Source organism: Mycolicibacterium neoaurum (assembly GCF_036946495.1).
GTDB lineage: Bacteria > Actinomycetota > Actinomycetes > Mycobacteriales > Mycobacteriaceae > Mycobacterium > Mycobacterium neoaurum_B.
This window is the reverse complement of the sequence record NZ_JAQIIX010000002.1, coordinates 1,885,635-1,909,182: the sequence shown is the minus strand read 5'-3', so window position 1 is coordinate 1,909,182 and position 23,548 is coordinate 1,885,635. Positions and strand designations below refer to the sequence as shown.

General features: G+C 66.9%; 23 protein-coding genes. 8 read left to right on the top strand and 15 right to left on the bottom strand.

What is annotated here, in order from left to right; translation table 11 throughout:
* Nucleotides 1–6 precede the first annotated feature (6 nt).
* The 5 genes from PGN27_RS14465 to PGN27_RS14445 form a co-directional block, all read right to left on the bottom strand.
* Nucleotides 7–795: an ABC transporter ATP-binding protein gene (locus PGN27_RS14465; protein WP_335326724.1), complete on the bottom strand. Its 789-nt coding sequence runs from the start codon at nucleotides 793–795 to the stop codon at nucleotides 7–9.
* A complete protein-coding gene (locus PGN27_RS14460; RefSeq protein ID WP_335326723.1) occupies nucleotides 776–1,819 on the bottom strand; it encodes a taurine ABC transporter substrate-binding protein in 1,044 nt (347 codons plus the stop codon). Before PGN27_RS14460 ends, PGN27_RS14465 begins: the two co-directional genes overlap by 20 nt.
* A complete protein-coding gene (locus tag PGN27_RS14455) occupies nucleotides 1,820–2,683 on the bottom strand; it encodes an ABC transporter permease (RefSeq protein WP_335326722.1) in 864 nt (287 codons plus the stop codon). It lies immediately after the preceding gene.
* A gap of 144 nt (nucleotides 2,684–2,827) precedes the next feature.
* A complete protein-coding gene (locus tag PGN27_RS14450) occupies nucleotides 2,828–3,199 on the bottom strand; it encodes a hypothetical protein (protein ID WP_335326721.1) in 372 nt (123 codons plus the stop codon).
* Between the two features lie 89 nt (nucleotides 3,200–3,288).
* Entirely contained in the window at nucleotides 3,289–3,711 is a 423-nt protein-coding gene (locus PGN27_RS14445) for a hypothetical protein (protein WP_335326720.1), read from the bottom strand.
* 293 nt (nucleotides 3,712–4,004) lie between these two features.
* Here PGN27_RS14445 and PGN27_RS14440 point away from each other — a divergent pair, with 293 nt between their 5' ends.
* From PGN27_RS14440 to pntB, 3 genes are all read left to right on the top strand, one after another.
* A complete protein-coding gene (locus PGN27_RS14440; RefSeq protein ID WP_335326719.1) occupies nucleotides 4,005–5,027 on the top strand; it encodes a magnesium transporter CorA family protein in 1,023 nt (340 codons plus the stop codon).
* A 129-nt stretch (nucleotides 5,028–5,156) separates the two neighbouring features.
* On the top strand, nucleotides 5,157–6,692 hold the full coding sequence (locus tag PGN27_RS14435) for a Re/Si-specific NAD(P)(+) transhydrogenase subunit alpha (protein ID WP_335326718.1): 1,536 nt from the start codon (nucleotides 5,157–5,159) through the stop codon (nucleotides 6,690–6,692).
* Between the two features lie 45 nt (nucleotides 6,693–6,737).
* Nucleotides 6,738–8,159 carry a Re/Si-specific NAD(P)(+) transhydrogenase subunit beta gene (pntB, locus tag PGN27_RS14430; RefSeq protein WP_335326717.1) on the top strand — a complete coding sequence of 474 codons (1,422 nt, stop codon included), beginning with the start codon at nucleotides 6,738–6,740 and terminating at the stop codon, nucleotides 8,157–8,159.
* A gap of 123 nt (nucleotides 8,160–8,282) precedes the next feature.
* Here pntB and PGN27_RS14425 read toward each other — a convergent pair whose 3' ends face one another.
* Nucleotides 8,283–8,867 (bottom strand): TetR/AcrR family transcriptional regulator, encoded by a 585-nt coding sequence (locus tag PGN27_RS14425; protein WP_335326716.1) that lies wholly within the window; start codon nucleotides 8,865–8,867, stop codon nucleotides 8,283–8,285.
* Between the two features lie 85 nt (nucleotides 8,868–8,952).
* Between PGN27_RS14425 and PGN27_RS14420 the strand changes: the two genes are divergently transcribed.
* Nucleotides 8,953–10,092 carry an acyl-CoA dehydrogenase family protein gene (locus tag PGN27_RS14420; RefSeq protein WP_335326715.1) on the top strand — a complete coding sequence of 380 codons (1,140 nt, stop codon included), beginning with the start codon at nucleotides 8,953–8,955 and terminating at the stop codon, nucleotides 10,090–10,092.
* 83 nt (nucleotides 10,093–10,175) lie between these two features.
* Here PGN27_RS14420 and PGN27_RS14415 read toward each other — a convergent pair whose 3' ends face one another.
* The gene (locus PGN27_RS14415) at nucleotides 10,176–11,498 is read right to left on the bottom strand and encodes an HNH endonuclease signature motif containing protein (protein WP_335326714.1); all 1,323 of its coding nucleotides are present in this window, start codon (nucleotides 11,496–11,498) and stop codon (nucleotides 10,176–10,178) included.
* Between the two features lie 405 nt (nucleotides 11,499–11,903).
* Here PGN27_RS14415 and PGN27_RS14410 point away from each other — a divergent pair, with 405 nt between their 5' ends.
* The 4 genes from PGN27_RS14410 to PGN27_RS14395 all read left to right on the top strand — a co-directional run bounded on the left by PGN27_RS14410 (nucleotide 11,904) and on the right by PGN27_RS14395 (nucleotide 16,221).
* The gene (locus tag PGN27_RS14410) at nucleotides 11,904–12,821 is read left to right on the top strand and encodes a LysR family transcriptional regulator (protein WP_335326713.1); all 918 of its coding nucleotides are present in this window, start codon (nucleotides 11,904–11,906) and stop codon (nucleotides 12,819–12,821) included.
* Between the two features lie 10 nt (nucleotides 12,822–12,831).
* Nucleotides 12,832–14,082: an MFS transporter gene (locus PGN27_RS14405; protein ID WP_335326712.1), complete on the top strand. Its 1,251-nt coding sequence runs from the start codon at nucleotides 12,832–12,834 to the stop codon at nucleotides 14,080–14,082.
* A 98-nt stretch (nucleotides 14,083–14,180) separates the two neighbouring features.
* On the top strand, nucleotides 14,181–15,422 hold the full coding sequence (locus PGN27_RS14400; RefSeq protein WP_335326711.1) for an acyl-CoA dehydrogenase family protein: 1,242 nt from the start codon (nucleotides 14,181–14,183) through the stop codon (nucleotides 15,420–15,422).
* Between the two features lie 13 nt (nucleotides 15,423–15,435).
* A complete protein-coding gene (locus tag PGN27_RS14395) occupies nucleotides 15,436–16,221 on the top strand; it encodes a tyrosine-protein phosphatase (protein ID WP_335326710.1) in 786 nt (261 codons plus the stop codon).
* On the opposite strand, the gene PGN27_RS14390 is transcribed toward PGN27_RS14395, so the two are convergent.
* From PGN27_RS14390 to PGN27_RS14355, 8 genes are all read right to left on the bottom strand, one after another.
* On the bottom strand, nucleotides 16,214–16,696 hold the full coding sequence (locus PGN27_RS14390; RefSeq protein WP_335326709.1) for a DUF456 domain-containing protein: 483 nt from the start codon (nucleotides 16,694–16,696) through the stop codon (nucleotides 16,214–16,216). The genes PGN27_RS14395 and PGN27_RS14390 overlap by 8 nt on opposite strands.
* 2 nt (nucleotides 16,697–16,698) lie before the next feature.
* Nucleotides 16,699–17,397: a haloacid dehalogenase type II gene (locus PGN27_RS14385; protein ID WP_335326708.1), complete on the bottom strand. Its 699-nt coding sequence runs from the start codon at nucleotides 17,395–17,397 to the stop codon at nucleotides 16,699–16,701.
* Nucleotides 17,397–18,362, bottom strand: a complete 966-nt coding sequence (locus PGN27_RS14380; protein ID WP_335326707.1) for an NADPH:quinone oxidoreductase family protein — start codon at nucleotides 18,360–18,362, stop codon at nucleotides 17,397–17,399. Before PGN27_RS14380 ends, PGN27_RS14385 begins: the two co-directional genes overlap by 1 nt.
* The gene (locus tag PGN27_RS14375) at nucleotides 18,359–19,222 is read right to left on the bottom strand and encodes an SDR family oxidoreductase (RefSeq protein WP_036462540.1); all 864 of its coding nucleotides are present in this window, start codon (nucleotides 19,220–19,222) and stop codon (nucleotides 18,359–18,361) included. The genes PGN27_RS14380 and PGN27_RS14375 overlap by 4 nt, the downstream gene beginning before the upstream one ends.
* A gap of 113 nt (nucleotides 19,223–19,335) precedes the next feature.
* A complete protein-coding gene (locus PGN27_RS14370) occupies nucleotides 19,336–20,739 on the bottom strand; it encodes an aldehyde dehydrogenase family protein (protein WP_335326706.1) in 1,404 nt (467 codons plus the stop codon).
* Between the two features lie 89 nt (nucleotides 20,740–20,828).
* The gene (locus PGN27_RS14365) at nucleotides 20,829–21,761 is read right to left on the bottom strand and encodes a class I SAM-dependent methyltransferase (RefSeq protein ID WP_335326705.1); all 933 of its coding nucleotides are present in this window, start codon (nucleotides 21,759–21,761) and stop codon (nucleotides 20,829–20,831) included.
* Between the two features lie 60 nt (nucleotides 21,762–21,821).
* Nucleotides 21,822–22,457: a TetR/AcrR family transcriptional regulator gene (locus PGN27_RS14360; protein WP_335326704.1), complete on the bottom strand. Its 636-nt coding sequence runs from the start codon at nucleotides 22,455–22,457 to the stop codon at nucleotides 21,822–21,824.
* A gap of 82 nt (nucleotides 22,458–22,539) precedes the next feature.
* Nucleotides 22,540–23,511 (bottom strand): pirin family protein, encoded by a 972-nt coding sequence (locus PGN27_RS14355; protein WP_335326703.1) that lies wholly within the window; start codon nucleotides 23,509–23,511, stop codon nucleotides 22,540–22,542.
* Nucleotides 23,512–23,548 lie beyond the last annotated feature (37 nt).

The window sequence follows — 23,548 nt, the reverse complement described above, 5'->3', positions numbered from 1 at the left end:
CTGCGATCAGGCCGCAGCGGCCTTGACCGCCTCGCCGACCGCATTCCTGAGCTCCAGAAACTCCGGTGACCGCCGCAGCTCGTCGGCGTCGACACCGGTGCGCGGCAGCTCCGAGGGCAGGTCCAGGGCGATCTTGCCCGGTCGCCGGGTCAGCACCACGATGCGCGAGCCGAGGAACGCCGCCTCCTCGGCACTGTGGGTGACGAACACCGTGGTGCGCCCCGATTCGGCACTGACCTGACGCACATCGTCCTGCAGTCGCTCGCGGGTCAGCGCATCGAGCGCGGCGAACGGCTCGTCGAGCAGGAACAGCGGTGTCTCGGCCGCCAACGCGCGGGCGATCGCGACGCGCTGCTGTTGCCCACCGCTGATCTCCCAGATCTTGCGGTCGGCGGTGCCGTCCAGCCCGACGCGCTCCAGCAGTTGCTCCCGGCGCTCGACGCGTCGTTCCCGAGGCACCTTGGCGTACTTCAGTGCGAGGTCGACGTTCCCGCCCACCGTGCGCCACGGGAACAACCGCGGCTGCTGGAACACCACCCCGGAAGTGACCCCGGGTGTCGGCGCCGTCCCACCGACCTGCACCTCACCCTCGCTGGGCGATTCGAACCCGGCGATCAGCCGTAACAGGGTGCTCTTCCCGCACCCGGAGGCACCGACCAGGACCAGGAAGGCCCCCGGTTCCACCTCCAGGTCCACCGGCCCCAACGCGGTCACCTGATCGGCGCCGCGGCCGTATCGGTGGGCGACATTGGCGATACGCAGTCCGCCGGCCGGCTCAGCCGCCCGCGATGACACCGGGAAGCCCCTTCACGTAGATGGCGTCCTGGAAAGTCTTCAGGTCCGCAGCCGCCGGAATCTGCTTCTGGTCGGCGAGGAACTGCGATGCGCTCTGCAGGTTCGTGGCGATATTGCCCGGCGCCCCATCCGAGCCGAGCCATTCGGGCGAGGCCACGGCGGCCGGGGTCAGGTACACACCTTGCTTGAGCTGTCCGGCCACCTCGCTCTCAGGCAGACCGATCTCGGCGGCGATCGCCTTTGCCGCGGCGGCCGGATCGCCGGAGATGGTGTCCAGTGCGCGGGCCTGCTGCTTACGCCAGATATCGACGACCTCGGGGTGTTCTTGGGCGAAGGCGTCAGCCACCACACCGAGATCGAGGGTGGGCTTGCCGTCGGCGGCCAACTGACGACTGGTGATCAGATCCTTGCCGGTCTTGCGCAGCTGGTCCAGCGTCGGCAGCCAGGTGTATGCGGCGTCGATGTCCCCGCGCTCCCAGGCCGCCAGGATGGCCTGTGGTTGCAGGTCGATCAGCTGAACATCGTTGGGCGATAAGCCGTTCTGCGCCAGCGCTGCCAACAGGCTGTAGTGCGCGGTCGAGGCGAACGGCGTGGCGATCCGCTTCCCGCGCAGATCGGGGATGCTGTTGACCCCCGCATCGTTGCGGGCGATCAGCGCCTCGTTGTCACCGGCGACATCCAACACGAAGGCCACCTTGTAGGGGATGTTCAACGGTGCGGACAGCCCCCTGGCGACCGGGCTGGAGCCCAGCGCTCCGAAATCGAGTTCCTTGGCGATGAACGCGGTGTTGACGTCGGCACCCGAGTCGAACTTGATCCACTTGATGTTGAAGTCGGGCAACGCCTCTTCGAGCCACTTGTTGTTCTTGACGATCAGGTCGCCGCTGGGGAAGGTCTGGTAGCCGATACGCAGCGTGGGCTTGGCCGGATCGGTTCCGCCACCGCCGGATCCGGAGTTGTCCACCGCGCAGCCGGCCAGCGCGATCACGCTGAAAGCCACTGCCAGTAGAGATTTGAACTTCATCTAGATTTTTCCTCTCCAGGGGACGGCACGCCGCTCCAGCGACCGCAGCAATCCGTCGATGACCAGACCCGAGAACCCGATGGCGAAGATCCCGACCAGCACGACAGGGGTGTTGTTGTAATTACTTGCGTCCTTGACCAATCCGCCGATACCCGGGATTCCGTTGAACAGCTCCGCGGCGACCACCGACGAATAGGCCATGCCGACCGCCAGCCGGATACCGGTGAAGGTCTCCGGTAGCGCGGCGGGCACCACGACATCGCGGATCACCTGGGCCCGGGTCGCGCCCAGCGCACGGGCCGCCTCCTGCAACCCGACCGGCGCCGCGACGACGGCGGCGGTGGTGGCCACCGCGGCCGGTGGCAACGCCGCCAGGGCGAGCAGGGTGATCTTAGGAGCTTCGTCGATACCCAGCCAGATGACGAGCAGGAAGAAGTAGGCCAGCGGCGGAAGCGCCCGTAGGAATGTCAGCCACGGCTCGAGCACACTGCGCAGCCAGCCAACCGATCCCATCAACAAACCCAGCAGCACGCCGAACACCACGCCGATGACCACGCCGGCCAGCACCCGGCGAAGCGTCATGTAGAGGTGTTCATAGAGCAGGTAACCGGCGTAACCGCGCACGCCGTCATGCGTGGTGGAGACGTCGACGAATGCGCGCCACACCGTGCTCGGGTAGGGCACGAAGGTCTGGTTCCAGATGCCGGCGCTCGCGACCACCTGCCAGACTGCGAAGAACACCAGCACCGACAGCAGCGGCAGTCCGGCCTTGGTGAGGACGGCGCGCAGTCGATGACGGGGTGGCGCGGGACGCGGCGAGTCGACCGCCGACGGGTCGGGCACGATATCGACGAAAACGGACACTGACGACCGACTCTCTGTTGCTGGGAAGGGACTGAACGGACGAGTTCAGCAGCAACAGCAGGGGTCGGCGGACCGCGTCGTGTTCACCCGCGTATTGCTACCCGGGTGGGGGCAGTCGGAGAAGATCTGGAATCGAGGTGAGTTTTATCCGCGCTGGGCGCGCGCCAGTGCGGAGGTCACCCACGGTGGTACATCTCGGCGCTGCCAGGCCGCGGCGGTGGAGGCCGCCACGGCCGCGGACACCGCCGCCGTGCGTTCACGGGCACCCGCGGCGACAGTTCGCAGTCGCTCGCTCAGCGGCACCGCGGGCAGCTTCGCGGGTTCCGGCAACCACGGCTGCACAGCCGGGGCGGTCGACACGGCGGCCGGACCCAGCTTCTCGCGGTATCGCTCACCGCAGGACCGACAGTGCACCTCGTAACGCACCAGGCTGCGGTCGTTCTCGATGAATCGGTAATCGGCCACGGATACACAGAAGGGACACCGGGCCTGCCCGCGTTCGATCACCATTTCCATGCCCAACATGGTGGGACGCGCATCAACTCGGCCGACACGGTTCGACCCATGTCGATACGTGTTCGCCGCCCATCCGAGACCGAAACAGCTCAGCGCAGATTGTCGACCCGCCGCGGTGCGGCACCGGTGGCCGTGTCGCCATCATCGACACGATCGTCCCGCTTGCCGGTCTTGACGTCCGGATCCAGCTTGTCGATGCGCTTGCTGCGCTCGTCGAGTTCCTCTTGCTGCGCGGCCACCGTCTGTTGATGCGACGATGCCCGGTCGGCCAGCCTGCGCGCCTCGGCCGCCTTGGCCTCCGCCTCGGCCGCTGCCGCCCGCGCCCGCGCGTCGGTTTCGTCGGCCAGCGCCTGCCGCTTGGCCACCTGCTCGCGTTCGGCCTCGAGCTCGGTGCGCATCTTCTCAGCGGCGGCCCGACGTCGCTTCTGCCTGGCGACCAGAGCCAGACCCACCACGATTGCGATGACCACCACCGCGGCAACGACAATCCACAACGTGTTCGTGTCAGACATATTCGCTCCTTGCTGGGCTACGGACGCCGCGCTAATCGACGCGTGCGCTAATTGCGGGTGCCCAGCCGGCTGCGCGGTGAAACTCCGCGCACCGGGCTAGCGACGACCGTTGCGGCCCTTGGATGTGCTGACGAGCAGCGTCACGACGACCGTCACCGCGACCAGTGCGGCGATGATGACGATCACGGTTTCGATATCGGACATGGGAGTTCCTTCGTCAGTGGTGCCACGGATTATCTTCTGCAAGCCTGTCCAATACCTGGATGCCCAGAAATCCGGTGAATGATGGCCGAGTGACGACAGTGACCGGCCGGTTGTGGCGGGGCGGGCAATCCCATGACGACGAATTCACCTTCGAGGCGATCTCGGACTGCCTCGCATCCGAGGACCGCCTGGTGTGGGCCGATATCTACGACCCCGACCATGACGCGCTCGCGGCGCTGGCCGCCGAATTGCACCTGGACATGTGGGCCGTCGAGGACGCCGTGGCGCCCAAGGAGCGGACCAAGGCCAGCGTGTACCGCACGCACACGTTCTTCACCGTCTATGCCGTGGACATCCTGGGCACCGGCGAGGACGAGTCCATCACCTCCACCCTGGTCAAACACCGCATTTCGGCGTTCGTGCTGCCCCGCGGACTGATCACGGTGCGTCTGCCCGCGGTCAATCACCCCGAGGTGCACTTCGACATCCGCGAGGTCTCCGAACGGTTCGACGAACTGGGCGGCCAGCAGTACGGGGTGGGCGCGCTTGTGCACGCACTGCTCGACGTCGTCGTCGACGGGCACTTCGATGCCGTGCAGTCCCTCGATGACGCGATCGAGGGACTGGAGGACGAGCTTTTCGACGAGCGCGGGCCGCGGCGCGGGCTGCAGCGCCGGACGTTCCGGCTCCGTAAGGAACTCGTCGAGCTGCGGCGCGCGGTGTTGCCGATGCGTGAGGTGGTCGGCGCGATCCAGCACCGACGCCTCGACGGGGAATCGCCCACGAGCGCGCCGTCCCTGGACTCGCTGTACGCCGACCTCTACGACCATGTGCTGCGCGCTTCGGAATGGACCGAGTCCCTGCGTGACATGGTCACCACCGTGTTCGAGACCAATCTGTCACTGCAGGACGCGCGGCTGAACACCGTGATGAAGAAGCTGACCAGCTGGGCCGCGATCATCGCGGTGCCCACGGCCATCACTGGGTTCTACGGACAGAACGTGCTCTACCCGGGCATCGAGACGACCGCCGGGTTCGTCACCAGTTCGGCACTGATCGTGGTGCTGGTCGCCATCCTGTACGTGATGTTTCGTAGGCGGGACTGGTTGTAGTCCCGTTGTGAGCTGGCGCACGCCCGCACGCCGCGTTTCGCGTGTTTGCCCACGCTGGGCGACGTCGGCCGACCGCTCACCGCATGAGGGGCATACACGCAATTCGCGGGCAAATGCGAGACTCTTCCGATGATCATCGGCATTCCGCGCGAAACTCACGCGGGCGAGACACGGGTCGCGGCGACGCCTGCGACCGTTGGGCAAATCATCAAGCTCGGTTATGACGTCGTCGTAGAGACCGGCGCGGGCGCAGCCTCGAGCTTCTCCGACGCCGCCTATGTAGAGGCGGGCGCCGGCATCGGCACCACCGGCGAAGTACTGTCGGCCGACGTCGTACTGAAGGTCAATGCCCCTGATGACACCGAGATCGCGGCACTCAAGGACGGCGCGACGCTGGTCAGCCTGATCTCGCCGGCGCTGAAGCCCGAGCTCGTGGAGAAGCTGTCGGCGCGCCCGATCACGGTATTGGCGATGGACGCGGTGCCCCGCATCTCACGCGCGCAGTCGCTGGACGTGCTGTCGTCGATGGCCAACATCGCCGGCTACCGGGCCGTCGTCGAAGCCGCACACAGCTTCGGGCGGTTCTTCACCGGTCAGGTCACCGCGGCGGGCAAGGTGCCGCCGGCCAAGGTCCTGGTTGTCGGTGCCGGGGTGGCCGGTCTGGCCGCGATCGGCGCCGCGGGCAGCCTCGGTGCCATCGTGAAGGCCACCGACCCTCGTCCCGAGGTCGCCGACCAGGTCAAGTCCCTCGGCGGTGAGTACGTCTCCGTCGACCCGGCGGCCGCCGAGGTGTCGGCCACCGGCTACGCCAAGGAAATGGGCGAGGACTACAAGGCCCGCGAGGCACAGCTGTACGCCGAGCTGGCGCGCGAGGTCGACATCATCATCACCACGGCCTTGATCCCGGGTAAGCCGGCGCCGCGGATCATCACCGCCGAGATGGTCGCCTCCATGCGTCCGGGCAGCGTGATCGTGGACATGGCCGCTTCGAACGGTGGAAACGTCGAGGGCACGGTCAAGGACCAGGCGATCGTCACCGACAACGGTGTGACGATCATCGGCTACACCGATCTGGCCGGCCGCCTGCCCGCCACCGCATCGCAGCTCTACGGCACCAACCTGGTGAATCTGCTCAAGCTGGTGACGCCCGAGAAGGACGGCCGGCTCACCCTGGACTTCGACGATGTCGTCCAGCGCTCGGTCACCGTGGTGCGTGACGGCGAGGTCACCTGGCCGCCCCCGCCGGTGCAGGTGTCCGCGGCGCCTGCGGCCGCGGCGGCCGCCGCCCCGGTCGAGAAGCCGGCTCCCAAGCCGCCGATGTCGGCTCAGCGCAGGCTCGGCCTGACGTTCGCCGGCGCGGCCGCGTTGTTCGCCTTGATCGCGATCTCGCCGGCCGCACTGCAGGTGCACCTGGTGGTGTTCGCGCTGGCGATCGTCATCGGCTACTACGTGATCAGCGGTGTGCACCACGCGTTGCACACCCCGCTGATGTCGGTGACGAACGCGATCTCGGGAATCATCGTCGTCGGCGCGCTGCTGCAGATCGGCACCGGCGACGTGGCGATCACCGTGTTGGCCACCGTGGCGATTCTGCTCGCCAGCATCAATGTGTTCGGCGGTTTCGCGGTGACCCGCCGCATGCTCGCGATGTTCTCCCGCAGCTAGGCGCTGCCCCCACTTCTCACCACACTCTCTGTGAACGGATTCCCCATGCTTTCTCTGGAAACCGCGGCCACCGCGGCCTATGTGGTCGCGGCGCTGCTGTTCATCCTGGCCCTTGCGGGCCTGTCGAAACACGAAACGTCCAAGGCCGGCAACACCTTCGGCATCGCGGGCATGGCGGTGGCGCTGATCGCCACCGTCGTGTTGGCCATCGGCCGCGATATCGAACCGCTGGGCCTCGGCCTGCTGGTGGGCGCCATGGCCATCGGTGCGGCGATCGGTCTGTGGCGGGCCAAGATCGTCGAGATGACCGGCATGCCCGAGCTCATCGCGTTGCTGCACTCGTTCGTCGGCTTGGCGGCCGTGCTGGTGGGCTGGAACGGCTATCTGCACGTGGAGGCCCATCCGGATGGCGCCGAGGCCGCGCATCTTGCCGGCCAGGGCATGCTGGGCATCCATTCGGCCGAGGTGTTCATCGGCGTGTTCATCGGCGCGGTGACCTTCACCGGGTCGATCGTGGCGAACCTGAAACTGTCGGCCCGGATCAAATCCGCGCCATTGATGTTGCCCGGCAAGAACTTCCTGAACATCGGCGCGCTGGTGGTCTTCATCGCGCTGACGGTGTGGTTCGTCATCGAGCCGCAGCTGTGGCTGCTGGTCGTGGTGACCGTGCTGGCCCTGCTGCTGGGCTGGCATCTGGTCGCCTCGATCGGCGGTGGCGATATGCCGGTCGTCGTTTCGATGCTCAACAGCTACTCCGGCTGGGCCGCCGCGGCATCGGGCTTCCTGCTGGGCAACGACCTGTTGATCATCACCGGCGCCCTGGTCGGCTCGTCCGGTGCGTTCCTGTCCTACATCATGTGCAAGGCGATGAACCGTTCGTTCATCTCCGTCATCGCAGGCGGTTTCGGTATCGAAGCCGGTCCCGCGGAGGACAAGGATTACGGCGAACACCGCGAGATCACCGCGGAGGGCGCGGCGGAACTGCTCGCCAATGCGTCCTCGGTGATCATCACACCGGGCTACGGCATGGCCGTGGCGCAGGCCCAGTACGGGGTCGCCGACCTGACCCGCAAGCTGCGCGAGCGCGGGGTCGACGTACGCTTCGGTATCCACCCGGTCGCGGGCCGGTTGCCCGGGCATATGAACGTGCTGTTGGCCGAGGCCAAGGTGCCCTACGACATCGTGCTCGAAATGGACGAGATCAACGACGATTTCGACGGCACCTCGGTCGTGCTGGTGATCGGGGCCAATGACACCGTCAACCCGGCCGCCTCGGAGGATCCAGGGTCACCGATCGCCGGTATGCCGGTGCTGACAGTGTGGAATGCCGACAACGTCATCGTGTTCAAGCGTTCCATGGCGTCCGGGTACGCCGGTGTGCAGAATCCGCTGTTCTTCCGGGAGAACACCCAGATGCTCTTCGGCGATGCCAAGGATCGCGTCGACGCGATCAACGCCGCGCTGTAATCACTCGGCCCGGTATCCCGTTCGCCGGATTCCACGACATGGTCGCCATTGCCTCAGGTGATGGCGACCATGTCGTTTCTGCGGTCCGGCCTGTTCTGCGGTCCGGCCGGTTCTGCGGTCTGATCAGGCCCGCAGGCCGTCGGTGAGCAGTGTTGCCAACTCGGTGTAGGCCTCGGCATCACTGAGCCCGGTGGCCGCACCCACCTCGCGCTGCTGGATGCGCACCATCATGGTGGCGATGAGATCTCCGGCGAAGGCGGCGTTGACCGAGCGGAACGCTCCCGCGGTCACGCCCTCCTCGATGAGCTGGCGCACCCGCTCCGAAGCGGCCGCGGTGTTGGCTTCGTAGACCTCGCGCGCCGGGGCGAACGCGTTCATGTCCGCCATGAACGCCTCGGACGCCACCGCCAACTCGGCTCCGACCGCGGTCAGATACGCCGCCACGCGAGCGCGTGGGTCGCCCGTCCGCGCCAGGCTGGTCTCCACCGCGACCGTCGCGCGCTTGAAGAAGTGCACGGTGACCCGCCGCACCAGTTCGTCCTTGCTGGATGCCAAGGCGTAGAGAGTGGTCTTCGAGCAGCGCAGCCGGGCCGCGATCTCGTCGAGCGTCAGGTGGCCGAATCCCTCGGCGAGCATCATCTCCAGCAGTTCGTCGAACAGCCGGATCTGTCTGCGGGTGGCGAAACCACGCTCGACCAGCTCGGACATCCTGCGATAGTACTTCAGGAGTTCTTCCAGTACTCTTTTGATGATACTGCGAACCCCACCACAGTACTGTTTCGAGAGGTGACCCGTGCCCGTCGACCGCCTGCTCCCTTCCGAGGATGCCGCCGAACTGATCGCCCTGACCCGTGACATCGCGGACAAGGTGCTCGACCCGATCGTCGACGAGCACGAGCGCACCGAGACCTACCCCGACGGGGTCTTTCCCCAACTCGGGGCCGCCGGGCTGCTCAGCCTGCCTCAGCCCGAGCAGTGGGGCGGTGGTGGACAGCCCTACGAGGTGTACCTCCAGGTGCTCGAGGAGATCGCGGCCCGCTGGGCCACGGTGGCGGTGGCCGTCAGCGTGCACAGCTTGTCCACCCATGCCCTGCTGTCCTTCGGCACCGAGGAGCAGAAGGGCCGCTGGTTGCCCGGCATGCTGTCGGGCGACCAGATCGGCGCCTACAGCCTGTCCGAACCGCAGGCCGGCTCGGATGCGGCCGCGTTGCGCTGCGCCGCGACCAGGGACGGTGATCACTACGTGATCAACGGATCCAAGGCATGGATCACCCACGGCGGCAAAGCCGACTTCTACACCCTGTTCGCCAGGACCGGCGACGGATCGAAGGGCATCTCGTGCTTCCTGGTGCCCGGCGATCTGGACGGCCTGAGCTTCGGTAAGCCCGAGGAGAAGATGGGCCTCCACGCCGTGCCGACCACTGCGGCGTTCTACGACAATGCCCGACTCGATTCCGACCGGTTGATCGGTACCGAGGGGCAGGGCCTCTCGATCGCATTCTCTGCCCTCGATGCCGGCCGCCTCGGCATCGCCGCGGTCGCCGTCGGCATCGCACAGGCCGCACTCGATGAGGCCACCCGGTACGCGAATGAACGAACCACCTTCGGCCGCAAGATCATCGACCACCAGGGATTGGGATTCGTGCTTGCCGATATGGCCGCCGCGGTCGTGAGCGCGCGCGCCACCTATCTGGACGCCGCGCGGCGCCGCGACCTCGGCCTGCCGTACTCGACCCAGGCATCGGTGGCCAAACTGATCGCGACAGACGCCGCCATGAAGGTGACCACCGATGCCGTGCAGGTACTCGGCGGCGTCGGTTACACCCGCGACTTCCGACCGGAGCGCTACATGCGGGAAGCCAAGATCACCCAGATCTTCGAGGGCACCAACCAGATCCAGCGTCTGGTGATCGCCCGCGGGCTGACGGCATAGCGGTTGGCCGCACCCGCGGCCCGCGGTGATGCCGGTTCCTCTGTTCAGTTGTCAAGGTGCGCTGTGGCTTTGGGCGCTTTGGGTTATGCGGCGGTCGGTAGGTCGGTCATGGTGCGTCGGGTGTGCGATCGCAGATGCTCCGGTTCGGGTCCGCCGGGTGTGTGGGGTGGGATGAACCAGGGGTGGCGGTCTGGGCCGAGGTAGACCCGCCAGCCACCGTGATGGATCACGCCGTGATGCAGCCGACACAACAACACCCCGTTGTCCACACTCGTTGTGCCCCCGGCGCTCCAGGGTTGGATGTGGTGGGCATCGCACCAGGACACCGGGCGTCCACACCCCGGATGGGCACACCCACCATCACGTACCCCGAGTGCTTTGCGGATCGCCGGGGTGAACAGCCGCTCTGCACGGCCAACGTCCAGCGGTACTCCGGTGTGATCGACGACCACCGAGGTCAACGTCGCGTCACAGGCGATCAGGTCCGCGGTCGCGGCGCTGACCGGTCCGGCGAACCCGAGCCGATCCACCGCGCCCCCACTCACCCCCGGGTGCACCGGACGGATGAGGGTGACGTGTGGGAGCACCCCGCCGGACATCGGACGCCGCGACTGCGACAAATAGGTGCGCAGCACCTGCCCGATCGCCTCCGCCCGCCGGGTATCAATGGACCGCGGGTCCGGAGAGCCGTCCGGCAGCGGGACCGGCCGGCACAACGGATCCAACGCCGCACACAGCTCTTCCCCGGTCCCGACATCCAGGTCGAGAATGGCCTCAAACCGGCCCTCGGCGTTCTGGACCAAGGTCATCACATTCAGCGCGGTGTCCTCGGCCACCGGCACCACCCGCTCCTCGGGCGGAAGACTCGCGGCGCGGTCGAGGGCGATCGCCCTCGCCTTCGCCGCCACCTCGGCCGGGGTGGTCTGCACCATCAACGCGCGCACCACCGCCGCCCGATCGTCGTCCGACAACGGCACCCGAGCCTCGATATGGGTGACACCTTTGCCGACGGCGTCGGCGAACTCGATACCGATCCCACCCAACCACTGCGCGGTCGTCAACGCCCCCAAAGACGGGGCCATCCGCCCGACCCGCACCGCGCGGGACGCCGCACCCGGGGCCATACCCAACAACCTCAACAAATCGGTGCCGGTGCGCAGGTGCCGCCGCCCCGGCACACCCGCCCGCTCAGCCGCCGCCACCGCCGAAGCGATCACAAAATCCAGCAGATTCCGCGCCGACACCGCCGCAACCAACACCGCCAACAACGGCTCGTCATCGACCACCGGCCGAGCACACCGCACCACCCGACCCAAGCTCGACCCGACATCATCCTCAGGACAGATTCCCGGCGTCAGCTCATCGATCAACGCATCAACAAACACATCAAGACAGGTGGCGTCCACAACGGAAACCGACTTCCCCCACAGCACCCAACCACGGGCACCATCAAACACACACAGCCCGCACGACCCCCCAGACAGGGACCGTCGAACCTCGCGGCGACCGAAGTCGCGGTCTGCGGCTCACCAGATCCGAGGATCGGGAACCGCGGCGCATTCGAACTTGTGTTCGACACTACGCCGAATACGACACCTGCGCAAGGGGTCCGATGAATCCAAGGTCATGAGCTCACATACGATCGATCGCCCTTGTAACTCACCCAGACGCCCTCGGGCAGAAGCTCACCCACCCTGCATCGCCAGATGGGCGGCTCGACACCGCGGGAACCTCGTCGCACGCCGAGCATCCGGAGTCCGGGGAGCCGTCGGCTCCAGATATCGGGGCCGACCCACCTCTACACTCCAGCCATGGACCTCGACGAGCTGCATTGGTTCGTGACACTCGCCGAGGCCGAGCACGTCACCGATGCCGCCGCCGAATTGGGCATCAGCCAACCGACCCTCTCGCGTGCGCTCGCTCGACTGGAGGCGCGTATCGGAGCTCCCCTGTTCGACCGCGTGAACCGACGCCTCCGGCTCAACACCTACGGCGCGATCCTGCTCGATCACGCACGCCGTAGCATCGCCGAAATCACCAGCGCCACAGAGCGAATCGCCGCACTGCGTGATCCCGACACCGGTACCGTGCGACTCGCGTTCCTGCACTCACAAGCCGGAGGGTTCGTCCCGGACCTGCTGCGCCGATTCCGCGCCGAGGCCCCCCACGTTCAGTTCGAACTGTTCCAGGGCGCCACACTCGATATCCTCGATCGGCTCGACAAAGGGCATGTCGACCTGGCCATCACCTCGCCGCGACCAGCAGGCTACCCATGGCGGGTGCTCTACGGCGAGCGCCTGTGCCTCGCCGTTCCCCGGGATCACCGATTCGCCGGGCGCAGCCGACTGCGACTGTCCGATGCGGGCGACGAGCCCTTCGTCGCCCTGCAGCCGGGATTCGGGCTGCGCCAGTTGACCGACGAGCTCTGCGCCGCAGCCGGGATCGCGCCCACGATCGTCTTCGAGGCCATGGAGATCCCAACGGTCGAGGGCCTGGTCGCTGCCGGATTCGGCGTCGCGGTCGTCCCGCTTCCACACCCCGATCGGATGGACGGCGGAGCCGCCTATATCCCGCTGTCCGAACCCACCGCCAAACGTCAGCTTGGCCTGACCTGGCGACCCGATGGCGACCTACCGCCGGCGGCAGCCAGGCTCGTCTCATTCATCATGCATAATCTGCATGATCTGACAGCGGTTCATACATTAGACACATTGCCCAAGCCCTCCTAGTCTCGCCTGGGTGACCACGACCCTGAGCCCCACCGACTGGCCTGGGCATCCGCGTGGCTCCAGGGAGTACCGACGACTGTTGGCCGCGTTGTTCTGCGGCGGTGTCGCGACATTCGCGCAGTTGTACTCACCGCAGGCCGTACTACCCATGATCGCCACAGACCTGGGCACCGGTGCCGCCCATGCCGCTCTGCTCGTCTCGGCCGCCACGGTGGGTCTGGCCGTCGGTGTCATTCCATGGGCGGCCGTCGCCGACCGCATCGGTCGAGTTCAGGCGATGACGGTATCCATCACGGCGGCAACATTTCTCGGCCTACTCGTCCCACTCGCTCCCACCTCCGACCTCCTGCTCACTGGTCGTTTTCTCGAGGGCCTCATGCTTGGTGGGGTTCCCGCCATCGCCATCGCCTACCTGTCCGAGGAGATCGATCCCGGCCACGCCGCGCGGGCTGCGGGAAGTTACGTGGCGGGGAGCACCATCGGCGGGCTCACCGGCCGACTGGTCACGGGCCCCGTTTCCGAGTTCGCCGGCTGGCGCATCGGCGTCGTCACCGTTGCGGTGCTGTGTGCGCTGTCGGCTATGGCATTCGTGAAGCTCGCCCCGCGGGCACGCGGTTTCCAACCCGCCCGCATCAAGGGACTGGGCACACGCCTGGCCGAAAATCTGCGCTCACCACAACAACTCGTGCTCTACGGCCAGGGATTCCTGCTGATGGGCGGATTCGTCGCGCTCTACAACTTCCTGGGATTTCGGCTGGCGGCCGCACCCTACAACTTGCCCCAGACCCTCGTCAGCCTGGTCTTTCTTGCCTATCTGGCCGGCACCTGGGCCTCTGCGCGCGCCGGCGCCGAGGCGGACCGATTCGGCCGAAAGCCCGTGCTGCTGGCGTCTATCGCCACCATGATCGTCGGCACGGCCATGACCATCAGCACCGAACTCGTCGTGATGTTGCTCGGATTGCTCATCGCCACCGCAGGGTTCTTCGGCGCACACGCCATCGCCTCGGGGTGGGTGGGTGCCCGCGCGGGCACAGCCAAGGCGCAGGCATCAGCGCTCTACAACTTGTTCTACTACGCGGGATCCAGCGCCCTCGGCTGGTTGGGCGGTGTGGCCTTCGACGCCGCCGGTTGGACCGCCGTGGCCGGATCGGTCATCGTCCTCGCGGCGCTGGCCGGGGTGCTCGCCATCACCACACTGGAGAATCCGCGCCGCGCTCGGCCTCGGAACGCGGGCCGAAAAGGCGCCGCTACCCCGCGGTGATGGTGATGTCCTTTGTCGCTCACCCTGGGCAGTGACGTCAGCCCGCTGATCGGGACCCGCGCGTTCACTTATCTAACCAAGTGGCATATCGTGGCGGCATGGACTTCGCGATGTCGGCCAAAGCCGCTGATTACCACAAGCGCCTCTCCGACTTCATGGTCGAGAATGTCTTCCCCGCCGAGGAGTCCTACCACGCCTACCGCGAGGAGAAGGGTCCCAAGGACCACACCGTGCCCCCGGTGGTCGAAGAGCTCAAAACCAAGGCGAAGGCCGCCGGGCTGTGGAACCTGTTCCTACCCTCGGAGTCCGGGCTGACCAATCTCGAGTACTCACCGCTTGCCGAGCTGTCCGGCTGGAGCATGGAGATCGCCCCCGAGGTGCTCAACTGCGCCGCACCGGACACCGGCAACATGGAGACGCTGCACCTGTTCGCCAACGAGGCGCAGCGCGCGCAGTGGCTCGAGCCCCTGCTCAACGGTGAGATCCGGTCCGCGTTCGCGATGACGGAGCCCGCCGTCGCCTCCAGCGATGCCCGCAACATCGAGACCACCATCCTGCGCGACGGCGGCGATTACGTCATCAACGGCCGGAAGTGGTGGATCACCGGGGCCTCGGACCCGCGTTGCAAGCTGCTCATCACCATGGGTCGCACCAATCCCGATGCGGCCGCACACCAGCAGCAGTCGATGATCCTGGTTCCCATCGACACCCCGGGAGTCACCATCCTCCGCTCGTTGCCGGTCTTCGGTTGGCAGGACCAGCACGGACACTGCGAGATCGTGTTCGACAACGTCCGGGTTCCCGCCGAGAACCTGCTGCACGAGGAAGGCAGCGGGTTCGCCATCGCTCAGGCCCGGCTGGGCCCGGGTCGCATCCACCACTGCATGCGCGCCCTCGGCGCGGCCGAGCGGGCACTGGCTCTGATGATCGACCGCGTGCAGACGCGCATCGCGTTCGGCAAGCCGCTTGCCGAGCAGGGTGTGGTGCGTGAGTCCATCGCCAAGTCTCGCAACGAGATCGACCAGGCCAGGCTGCTGTGCGAAAAGGCCGCCTGGACGATCGACAAGGAGGGCAACAAGGCCGCCCACGTCCTGGTGTCGCAGATCAAGTCGGTGGCGCCGCAGGTCGCCTGCGATGTGCTCGACCGCGCCATCCAGGTGCACGGCGGCGCCGGGGTGTCCGATGACTTCCCGCTGGCCCGCCTCTACGGCTGGCACCGCGCGATGCGACTCTTCGACGGCCCCGACGAGGTGCACATGCGGACGATTGCGCGCGCCGAACTCGGCAAGGAGAAGTCGGCGTTCGCTGCGGCGGCCTGCAGCCCGTCGAACACGCTGTGACACAGTAGAGATCGTGGAACTGACTGGAGCCTGGAACTTTCGCGATGTAGCCGAGTCCGCCGGCATCCGGCCAGGACTGCTGTTCCGGTCCAGCGAGTTGAGCAAGCTCACCGACGAGGGTCGGTCCACGCTGCTGACGCTCGGCATCAACGATGTCGCCGATCTGCGGTCACGCCGTGAGCTCGAGCGGCGCGGTGCCGGTCAGGTGCCCGCCGGTGTCGCGCTTCATCACCTGCCGTTCCACTTCGAGGATGACTCCGCCCAGGATGCCCCGCACGAGGCGACCTTCCAGCGGGTGATGTCCGAATCCCCCGAGGGCGAGGACGTGGCCGAGGCGGCCAAGCGTTATATGACCGAAGTGTACGAGGAGTTTCCCGCGCTGACCGGTGCGCAGGTGGCGGTGCGGCAGGTCATTTCGTTGCTGGCCGACGGCCGTCCCGTCATCGCGCACTGCTTCGCCGGCAAGGATCGGACCGGCTTCACGGTGGCCACCGTGCTGGAGGCCGTCGGGGTACCGCGCGATGCGATCATGACCGACTTCCTGCGCAGTAACGACGCGATCGACCCCTTGCGGGACAGCATCATGGAATCGGTGAAGGCCCGTGCCGGCGAGGACCCGGCGGCGCTCACCTTCATCGAGGCGCGGCTCACCGACGCGGTGCTCGGCGTGCGCGAGGAGTACCTGGAGGCCGCGCATCGGGCGCGTGACGAACGCTACGGATCGGTATCGGGCTTCCTGCGGTCCGCGGGAATCACCGATGACGAGCTCGCCCGGTTGCGGGCTCGGCTGACTAACTGACCAGCACTCCGACCACCCAGCAGATCGTCGCGAGCAGTGCGCCGGTGAGCTCCACACCGACCGAGAGCGCGACGCCCTTGAGCGCGTGCACCGTCGAGGCCCAGGCACGGGTCGGGTCGCGGCGGGTCGCCAGCTCGGCGAGATAGACCCCGAGCACGAACCCGATCAGCAGTCCTATCACGGGGATGACGAAGAAACCGACGACGCCGGCCGCACCTCCGACCACCAACACCGAGGTACGCACCTCGGCCCGGCGCATGCGCTGCACCGGCCAGGTGTACTTGACGATCTCGGAGACCACGAACAGTGTCGCGGCGACGCCGAAGGTCACCCACGAGTTCGTCGTGCCCTCGACATAGGCCCACACGCCGATCGCACCGAGGACCAGCAGCCCACCCGGGAGGATCGGCACGATGATGCCCACCAGACCGACGGCGATCGCCAATGCGACGGCGACGATGCCGAGCGTCCCCACCCTCAGACACCCAACCGGTGGGCGAGGTCGATGAAATCGTGAGCGATGACGTCGAATTCACCATCGGCGACCTCGGGCAGGGGGCGGCCGGATCCCTGTTCCAGCGGTCGCATGACGTAACCCGTTCGCAGGCCACTGTCCCGTGCCGCGCGCAGGTCACTGGGATGGCAGGCCACCAGCATCAGCTCGTGCGGGGCCACATCGAGCAGCCGCGCGCAGCCGAGATACGCCCCGGGATCCGGCTTGTAGTGGCCGAACAGCTCGGCGGAGATCACGCAATCCCACGGCAACCCGGCGCTCTTGGCCATATTCGTCAGCAGCGAGATGTTGCCGTTCGACAGCGTGGTGATCACGAAGGACTGTTTGAGACGCTGCAATCCCGCCACCGAATCCGGCCACGGGACCAGCCGATGCCAGGCCCGATTCAGCTCGTCGACATCGGCGTCGGCCACCGCGGAATCACCGAGCAGATCGACGAGGATCGCGCGGTGCAGGTCGTCGATGCGGGTCCACGGCAGCTCGCCGCGGCGCACCCGATCCATCGCCGGGGCGTAACCTGCCCGCCACGCATCGGCGAACGACGGCCAGTCCCGTTGCAGCCCATGTCGGGCTCCGAAGGACTGCAGCTCGGCGATGATGCTGGACCGCCAGTCCACCACCGTTCCGAAGACGTCGAACGCCAGTGCGCGCAGGCCGTGCACTACGGTTCCAGGACCAGCTTGCCGTGAATCTTGCCGTCCGCCAACGCCTGTAGCGCCGCGCCGCCCTCCGACAGCGGGTACCGCACCGGCGCCGGCGGGCGCAACCCGTCCTCGACCAACTTGGCGAGTCCGGCCGCCATCTCCGCACCGGCACCGGGAGTGACCCTGGCGAACTCGCCCCACCCGACGCCGACGACGCTGATATTGCGCAGCAACAATCGGTTGACCTTGACAGTGGGAATGCCGCCCGCGGCGAATCCGATGACCAGCAGCCGCCCTTCGGGCGCCAGCACCCGCACCGCGTCATCGAACGCGTCGCCGCCCACCGGGTCGACGACCATGTCGACACCGCGGCCACCGGTGGCATCGAGCACGGCTTGGCGCCATCCGTCGGTCAGCGGGAGCACGACATCGGCGCCGAGTCCGGCCACGAAGTCCATCGCGTCGGGGCGGTGCACCATCGCCACCACCTTGGCTCCGAGCGCCTTGGCCAGCTGGATGCTGGCCACACCGATGCCGCCACCGGACCCGAGCACCAGCACCGTCTCCCCGGCCCGCAGCGCGCCACGACGGGTCAGTGCGAAGAACATGGTGGTGTAGTTGCCGAGCAGGCAGACCGCGGTGGCATCGTCGATGCCATCGGGTACCGGTTGCAGCGAGTCCGGCGCCACCGCGACCTGTTCGGCGTAGCCGCCGATCATAGTGAAACCCGAAACCCGTTGCCCCACGGTGAATCCCGAGTCGACCGGGGCCGACCGCACGGTGCCGGCCACCTCGAGACCGGGCGTGAAGGGGGCCTCCAACCGGAGCTGATACTCACCGCGGGTCAACAACAGGTCCGGAAAGCACACCCCGGAGGCCCCGACGTCGACGATGACCGCGTCATCGCTCGGCGCCGGATCCTCGACATCGGTGTAGACCAGCCCGGCCGGTCCTGTGAGCTCCTGTGCTACAAGCGCTTTCATCCGAGCTTGAAGCTGGCCTGCTGGGCAGCCGACAGATCGGTGATCTCGCCCCACTTGGCGGCCACATCGTCGACCGAAGGAACCTCACCGAAGGTGATGCCCTCGTTCTGGAACAGTGCGGTGCGCTGCACCTTGCCGCCGCCGACGATGAAGATCGAATCGGTATCGGGAAGTTCCTCGGTCATCAGGTAGGCGACCACGGGTGCGACGTACTCGGGAGTGAGCTTCTCGAAGACCTCCGGCGGCAGGATGTCCTGCGTCATCCGGGTTGCCGCGATCGGCGCGACGGCATTGGTCTTGATGTTGTACTTGGCACCCTCTTGAGCCAGCGTGTTGATGAGGCCGACCAGGCCGAGCTTGGCCGCGCCGTAGTTGGCCTGCCCGAAATTGCCGAACAGGCCGCTGGTGGAGGTCGCCACCACGACTCGGCCGAAGCTCTGCTCACGGAAATGCGGCCACGCGGCGCGGATGACGTTGTAGCCACCGTAGAGATGCACCTTGAGCACGGCGTCCCAGGCCTCGAACGTCATCTTGTGGAAGGTGCCGTCACGCAGGATGCCGGCATTGCTGACCACACCGTCGACCTTGCCGAACTCGTCGATGGCGGTCTTGATGATGTTCTCGGCGCCCTCGGGCTCGGCGACGCTGTCGTAGTTCGCGACCGCACGGCCGCCGGCCGCTTTGATCTCCTCGACCACCTGGTCGGCCATGTTGTGGCCGGCACCGGTTCCGTCACGGGAACCACCGAGGTCGTTGACGACCACGCTGGCACCCTCGCGGGCCAGCGTCAGGGCGTACTCGCGACCGAGACCGCCGCCGGCTCCGGTGACGACGACAACACGATCCTGCACTCCGGGCATGGGATTCCTCTCTCAACACGCTCGATCTCAACACGCTTGACTGGCTCGGCTGTCCAGACGATCCATCTCTGTATACGGCGCGGTACCGGGCCGTCAGGACCCGGGTCGCCGGTTCAGAAGAGCTTGCGGGCCAGCTTCCACGCCTTGTCGGTGTACGGCGGGTAGATGAGCTTGCCCAGATCCGGCCGGGTGGGCTTGGTGAGCACCGACTTTCGGTGGCTGAACTCCTCGAAGCCATAACGGCCGTGGTAAGCGCCGGTGCCGGACGGACCGACACCACCGAAGGGCAACTTGGTGGTGGCGAAATGGAAGATCAGGTGGTTGACCACCATGCCGCCGGAGGACACCTCGCGGATGACGCGCTCACGGACCGCCTTGGCCTTGGTGAACAGATAGGCGGCCAGCGGCTTCGGTCGCGCGTTGACGAATTCGATTGCCTCGTCGAGATTCTGGACCGTGACGATGGGCAGTACCGGACCGAAGATCTCATCGGTCATCAGCGGTTCGGACAACGACGGATCGACGACGACGGTCGCGTCGAGCTCGAGGGCGTCCGGATTCGACCCGCCGCCGATGACGACGTCGCCCTTGGTCGCGGCCACCGCAGCGGCCAGCCGGTCGAAGTGCCGCCGGTTGACGATGCGCTTGCCTCCGGTCGCCTCGGCTTCGAAGGTCTGTACGGCGGCCTTGATCTTGGTGACCAGTTCGTCGCGGATGGAGGCATCGGCGAGCACATAGTCCGGCGCGATGCAGATCTGACCCGAGTTGATCAGTTTGGTCCAGGCGATGCGCTGAGCCGCGACATCGATATCGGCGTCGGCGGCGACGATCACCGGGCTCTTACCGCCGAGTTCGAGGGTCACCGGAGTCAGGTGGGCCGCGGCAGCCTGGTAAACCTTGCGACCGATCTCGGTACCGCCGGTGAAGCAGATCTTGTCGAAACCCTGGTCGATCAGTTCCTGGCTGACCATGCCGTCACCCTCGATGACCGCCACCGCATCCTGGTCGAGGTAGCGGGGCACCAGTTCGGCCATCAGCGCCGAGGACGCCGGCGCCAACTCCGAGGGCTTGAGCACGACGGTGTTACCGGCGGCCAGCGCGCCGACGGCGGGTCCGAGGGTGAGCGCGAACGGGAAGTTCCACGCACCGATGACCAGCACGACGCCGTAGGGCTCGTACTCGACCCACCCCATACCGGGCAGCTGGGACAGTTCCAACAACCGATAGCGGCGCTTGGCCCACTTCCCGACGTTCTTGGCCGCATCCGCGGCCTCGGCGGCGGTGCTGGCGACATCGGCCAGCCATGCCTCGAACGGCTGCCGGCCGAGGTCTGCCTTCAGCGCCGCGGCGATGGCCTCCTCGTTGTCGACTACCAGACTCTCCAGTGCGCGCAACTGCCTGCGCCGCCACTCCAGGTCACGGGTGCGGCCCGTGGCATAGGTGGCACGCAGTCGTGCGACGATCGCCGGGATGTCGCTGGCGAGGGGTGTCGATGGCGCATCGGCATGGGTGGTCATGGGACCGTCCTTCCTGACCGGGAAACTCGATCCTAACCAGTTGGTTGGGCCCTTCGTAAGGGTCGGATCGCCCGTCTGCCGAAACTGCGTCAGAGCTTCGTCGCCGTGACGAACTGCGAGAACGCATCATCGTCGGGAACCTCTGGCCCCTCCGGAAGTGCCCACCGTTTCAGCCTGCGCATCTCATCGGCCGCGTTGACCGCGGAGCTCTCCCAGCCGTGTCCGGCCAACCACGGCGCCAGATTCGACCGGTCGGGGTCGTTGTACATCAGCTCGCCGATATCGACGCCGTCGGCGAGACCGAACTTCTCCTTGATGCGGTCGAAGCGTTCCTTCATCTGGGCCCGACGTTCTTCGGCCTGTACGGGCGCCGTCTCGGCGGCAATCCTGCTACCGGGCGCGCTGAGCTCGGTGATCTGCTCGAAGAGGCGGTCCTGCGCGTCACCGGGCAGATACATCAGCAGCCCCTCGGCCAACCACGCCGTCGGCACGGCATCGTCAAAACCGGCGGCTCGCAGCGCCGTCGGCCAGTCCTGACGCAGATCGATCGCGACCTCCACGCGGGTCGCCGTCGGCTGGACGCCATGCTCGGCGAGCACCTGTCGCTTGTATTCCAGAACCTTGGGCTGGTCGATCTCGAAGACCGTGGTGCCCGCCGGCCAGCTGAGCCGGAACGCACGGGAGTCCAGGCCCGAGGCCAGGATGACCACCTGCCGCAGTCCGGCCTCGGCGAAGTAGTCATCGAAGAACCGGGTACGGACGGCCTGGTAGTTGCCCATATGGGTGAACAGGACCGCCGCCTCGGGGTCGATCTCCTCGGCACGGGCGGCGAAGTCGCTGTCGAGCATCATGCTCCACGGTCCGCCGCCGGCGCCGTCGACCAGGATGCGCGCGTACGGATCGGAGATCAGTGGATCGGCAGCCGCCGTCTCGGCGGCGCGGGCGGCCGCCACCATGACGGCCGTGGTCCCGACGCTGGTGTCGATATCCCAGGTGTCGTCGTGGGAGCGCAGTGAACTCATCGCCCCATGCTAGGCGAAGGTTAGGTTGCCTATTCGACGATGCGTTCCAGAAGAGCGCAGTTATCGAACCGGACGAAACAACTTGTTTGCCAGCAGCAGTTCCAACTGGGCGATCACCGCCTCGGATCGGTCATGGGTCCCGACATATCCGGAGTAGAAACCCATCCCCCACGTCACCGCGACGAGCATCTCGACGACCGTCTCGATATCGACATCATCGGTTAGCTCGCCGCTGTCGACCGCCGCGCCCACGGCCCACCGGACGAATTCCCGCGAGCTGGCCAGTGGGTCGGAGCCGTCCTGGCTGAGTTCGGGGTGGCGCTGCGCTTCCAGCACCGAGGTCACCAGGAAGGCGGCCGCCGAGCGATCCTTGCTGTCGGCCTGCACCGCGATCGCGAAGAACTTCGACAATCGGCCCAGCAGCGTCGTCTCGGAACGGGCCCGCTCGATCCCGGTCTGCACCACGACGGCATTGGTGTGCTCGACCACCTCACGGTAGAGCGCACGCTTGCTCGGGAAGTAGTGATTGATGGCCGGCCGCGTCAGATCAGACCGGACCGCGATCGCCTGGAATGTCGCTGCGTCGTAACCGAGTTCGCTGAAGACTTCGCGCGCGGCCTGCAGGATTCGCTCGCGGGTCTCGGCGGCTTTTGCCGCCGGCGGACGACCCGGACCCCTGCTGGCTGTATGCGGCACAGTCAAATTCTGCCACAGCCCGCAGACCCCGCTATCGGACGTTCGTTGCGCGGCGAGGTGACCGCCGAGTCACAGCAAACATTCAGCCGACTCGGTGGGGCATCAGCGCATCGGGCGGCAGGGAGCCGAACCGGCCTGCGTTGAAATCATCGAGCGCCTGCAGGACCTCGGCGCGGGTGTTCATCACGAACGGTCCGTACTGGACCACCGGTTCACGAATCGGTTGGCCACCGAGCACCAGTGCCTCCAGGGCGGGGCGATGAGCGTCCTGGCCCTCGTCCGCGGTGATGACGATGCGGTCACCGGGCCCCAGGACGGCCAGCTGACCCTGCTGGATCGGGTGACCGACCGGGCCCACGGTGCCGCGCCCGGACAGGATGTAGACCAGGGCGTTGTAGCTTCGGTTCCACGGCAGGCTCAACCGTGCGCCGGGCTCGATGGTGCTGTGCGTCAAGGTGATCGGCGTATGGGTGCTTCCGGGACCGCGGTGTCCGGCGATCTCCCCGGCAATCACCCGGACCAACGCGCCCCCGTCCTCGGAGGACAACAGCCCCACCGTGCCACCCTCGATCGACTGGTAGCGCGGGGCAGCGAACTTGTCCTTGCGTGGCAGGTTCACCCACAACTGCACACCGTGGAAGAGTCCGCCACTCTCGACCAGCTCGGCCGGAGGTGTCTCGATGTGCAGAATTCCCGCACCCGCCGTCATCCACTGGGTGGCACCGTCGGTGATGAGACCGCCGCCGCCGTGCGAATCCTGGTGCGCGAAACGGCCGTCGAGCATGTAGGTGACGGTCTCGAAGCCGCGGTGGGGGTGCCAGTCGGTACCCCGCGGCTCACCGGGCTGGTACGCGACCTCACCCATCTGGTCCATGTGCACGAAAGGATCCAGATCCGCGGCACTGACGCCGGCGAAGGCACGCACCACGGGGAAGCCTTCCCCTTCGTATCCGCGGGGGCCGGTCGTCAACGACCGGACCGGCCGGTCGGTCTCGGCGGGAGTCGGCCCTGCGATGCGGGGCAGCGTCAGGGTGTCAGCAGAGATGGCAGGCATGTTTCGTGTAACCGGACCACGGTCCGATTCATTCCCA